At 71.3% G+C, this 3,089-nt stretch carries 3 protein-coding genes; 1 reads left to right on the top strand and 2 read right to left on the bottom strand.

Features of this window, described 5'->3' with window-relative positions:
• Together ACXJMZ_RS36990 and ACXJMZ_RS36985 are read right to left on the bottom strand one after the other, a co-directional pair.
• Positions 1-811 (bottom strand): ribokinase (locus tag ACXJMZ_RS36990; protein ID WP_457034382.1); only part of this gene is annotated, 811 nt, incomplete at its 3' end.
• Between the two features lie 21 nt (positions 812-832).
• On the bottom strand, positions 833-1,960 hold the full coding sequence (locus tag ACXJMZ_RS36985) for a LacI family DNA-binding transcriptional regulator (RefSeq protein WP_457034381.1): 1,128 nt from the start codon (positions 1,958-1,960) through the stop codon (positions 833-835).
• 854 nt (positions 1,961-2,814) lie between these two features.
• On the opposite strand from ACXJMZ_RS36985, the gene ACXJMZ_RS36980 reads away from it, so the two are divergent.
• Positions 2,815-3,089: RICIN domain-containing protein (locus ACXJMZ_RS36980; RefSeq protein ID WP_457034380.1), on the top strand; the 275-nt coding region annotated here is incomplete at its 3' end.

The raw sequence follows: 3,089 nt of genomic DNA, 5'->3' as shown, positions 1-3,089 counted from the left end.
GCGCGATCGAGAGCTGGGCGCAGAACGCGTCGCCTGCGCCGACGGTGTCCACGGCGGCGACCGGGAAGCCCGGCTGGCGGAGCCGTCCCTCCGGACCGGCGGCGACCGCGCCGACCGCGCCGAGGGTCACCACCACGGTGGCCGGGCCGAGTTCGCGCAGCCGTTCGGCGTGGACCGTCCAGTCCTGCTCACCCTGGAGCGCGTCGGCGGCGAGGCCGAGAAGTCCGGCGGCCTCGGTCTCGTTGACCACCAGCACGTCCACCTGGCGCAGCAGTTCGGTGAGCACCGGCCCGGGGTCGGGTCGGGGGGCGGCGTTCAGCACCGTCAGTGCTCCGGCGGTGCGGGCGGCACGGGCGGCGGCCAGGACGGTCGGCAGCGGCACCTCCAGCTGGAGCAGGACGGTGTCGGCCGGTCCGGCGAGCGGACCGTCCGTCAGCGACTCCAGCGCGGCGACGTCGAGATGGCGGTTGGCGCCGGGCGAGAGGGTGATCGTGTTCTCGCCGTCCTGCTGGACCACGATCAGGGCCAGCCCGGAGGCCGCGCCGGGCAGGTCGGCGACCGCCCGGTCGTCGACGCCCTCCCCCGCGAGGCAGCTGCGCAGCTCGGTGCCGAACGCGTCGTCACCGAGCAGTCCGACCATCCGCACCGTGGCCCCGAGGCGGGCGGCGGCGACCGCCTGGTTGGCTCCCTTGCCGCCGGCGCCTCGGACCACATCGGCCCCCTGCACCGTCTCGCCTGGCTCGGGCAGCCGGGGGACCGTGATCGACAGGTCCATGTTGAGGCTGCCGACGACGACCAGTCGTTCAGTCATTGCTCTGTGCTCCGTGGTTCTCTAGGTCAGGGGTGGGGCCGGGGCAGGCCCGGGTAGCGCGCTCCCGGCGGCCGTCGGCAGATCGGTGTGTTCCCCGCCCGCCGGGTCGGGGCAGCCGCAGGACCCCCGGGCCAGCAGGGTCACCGGCAGGACGTCCCGGGTGATCGGCAGGTCCGGGGCCTTCATCCGGTCGAGCAGCCGGGCGATCGCGGTCCGGCCGAGGTCCTCGACCGGCTGGCGCATGGTGGACAGTGCCGGGGTGGTGTAGGCGCCGCCCGCGATGCCGTCGAAGGAGACCAGTGCCAGGTCCTCCGGCACGCGGATGCCCAGTTCGGTAGCGGCTCGCAGGACGCCGACGGCCTGCTCGTCGGAGGTGACGAACAGGGCGTCCACCGAGCGGTCCCGGGAGAGCAGCGCGCGGCCGGAGCGGTAGCCGTGCAGCCGGCCGAAGGAGCCGTGCAGCAGCGGTGCGGCGTCCGGGCAGGACTCCCAGCCCGTCCGGCCGCCCGATCCGGAGCCGGCCTTGAATCCGGCCTGCTCCAGCGCCCGCCGCCAGCCGACGACCCGGTCGACGGTGGGGTGGATGCCGAGCGGGCCTGCGATGCAGCCGACCCGGCGGCGGCCGTGCGCCAGCAGGTGCTCGGTGGCGTGCTGGGCGCCGAGCGCGTTGTCGACCAGCACCTGCGAGATGCCGGCCCCGTCCAGGGCCCGGTCGAAGACCAGGCTCGGGACGCCGCTGCGGGCCAGCTCGGTCCGCCAGGGCTGATCCCCTTGAGCGGGGATCAGCACCAGACCGTCGACCTGACGGTCCAGGAAGGTCCGGATGTACCCGGCCTCGCGGTCGGGGTCGTCCACCGTGTTGCCGACCAGCAGGGTGTAGCCGGCCGCCCAGGCGTGGTCCTCCAGGGCCCGGGCGAGCTCCGCGAAGAATGGGTTGGCCGCATCCGGGACGACCAGTCCCAGGGTCATGGTGTGACTGAGGCGCAGCGAGCGGGCCACCGCGTTGGGCCGGTAGCCGAGCTCCCGCACGGCGGCCAGGACCCGCTCCCGGGTCGCAGGGGCGACGGTCCTGGGCCCGTTGTTGAGCACGTAGCTGACGACCGAGGGCGAGGTGCCCGCGAGTAGTGCCACGTCCTGCCGTGTTGCCATGGTGGAACTCCCGGAGCGCGGTCATGAGGAAAGCTGCCCCAACACGAATTGGCAACTCGTGTTGACTGCGGGCTCGGGAAGTATGAGAAGCAACCGGCGCAACTGCAAGAGCCCAGCCGAAACCGTTATCGGGGGGTACCCCATGTGTTTGGTCAAGTACGTTCCCAGTCGACGCGAGTTCGGCGATGACCTTCCAGGTGGCGACCAGGTCCGCGAGGCGTGCTTCGGTTTCGGTGTTGTCGGGCCTGTGGTCGTACTCGCGGGCCAGGCGCCGGATCAGCATCAGCGTGCCGTTGACCTGCTCGACCACCCACCGCTTGGGATGCGGCGGGACGAAGCCCTTGCCCTGGTCGACCGGGGCCGTGCTGGCGGCGCTCTCGTGTGCCGACGCGGCCAGGACCACGACGCCGATGATCAGCCCCAGCGCGTCGACGGCCAGGCCCCGCCTGCGTCCCGGTGTCCTCTTGTTCGCGTCCAGTCCTGTCGTGGTCTTCTGTTCAGTCGCCGGCACTGACCCCGATGTAGAGCATCCGCTTCCTCTTGATGGCCTCTTTCAGACAGAACTCTGGCTGGTCCTGTACATGCTGAGGGACACTCAGGTCACACGTGGCGCGTTCGGCCGCGCCGCCGGTTAGCTACCTGCACGGCTCGCCCTCAGAAATGTTAACGCTAACAAGACACTTCCCGGGCAGTTGTCGTCCGCGCCGGTGCGGCCCGTCTCATGTCGTCGATCCCCTGTATGGAAGGAAGACGCTATGTCGGTTTGGTCAGCGCGCGCCGCGAGGTGGCGTCGTCGATGGCAGTCGGGGGCGGCCGCCGCAGCAGCCCTGGCTATCGTGGGCGGGTTGCTCACAGTGGCCACGACGCCGGCATCGGCCGCCACGGTGGACACCACCGCCTGGTACGTACTGGTGAACCACAACAGCGGCAAGGCACTCGACGTCTACAACTCCTCCACCGCCGACGGCGCCAACGTCGTCCAGTGGACCCGCACCAACGCCACCAACCAGCAGTTCCAGTTCGTGGACTCCGGCAGCGGCTACTACCGGCTCAAGGCACGCCACTCGGGCAAGATGATCGACGTGTCCAGCTGGTCCACAGCCGACGGCGCCGCCATCCACCAGTGGAC

This window comes from Kitasatospora sp. P5_F3 (genome assembly GCF_054049135.1).
The sequence above is the reverse complement of the archived record's forward strand: the minus strand, read 5'-3'. Positions and strand labels throughout refer to the sequence as shown.

Coding starts and splice junctions, on each gene's coding strand:
- ACXJMZ_RS36985 (WP_457034381.1), bottom strand. CDS start 1,960: ATGGCAACACGGCAGGACGTGGCACTACTCGCGGGCACCTCGCCCTCG.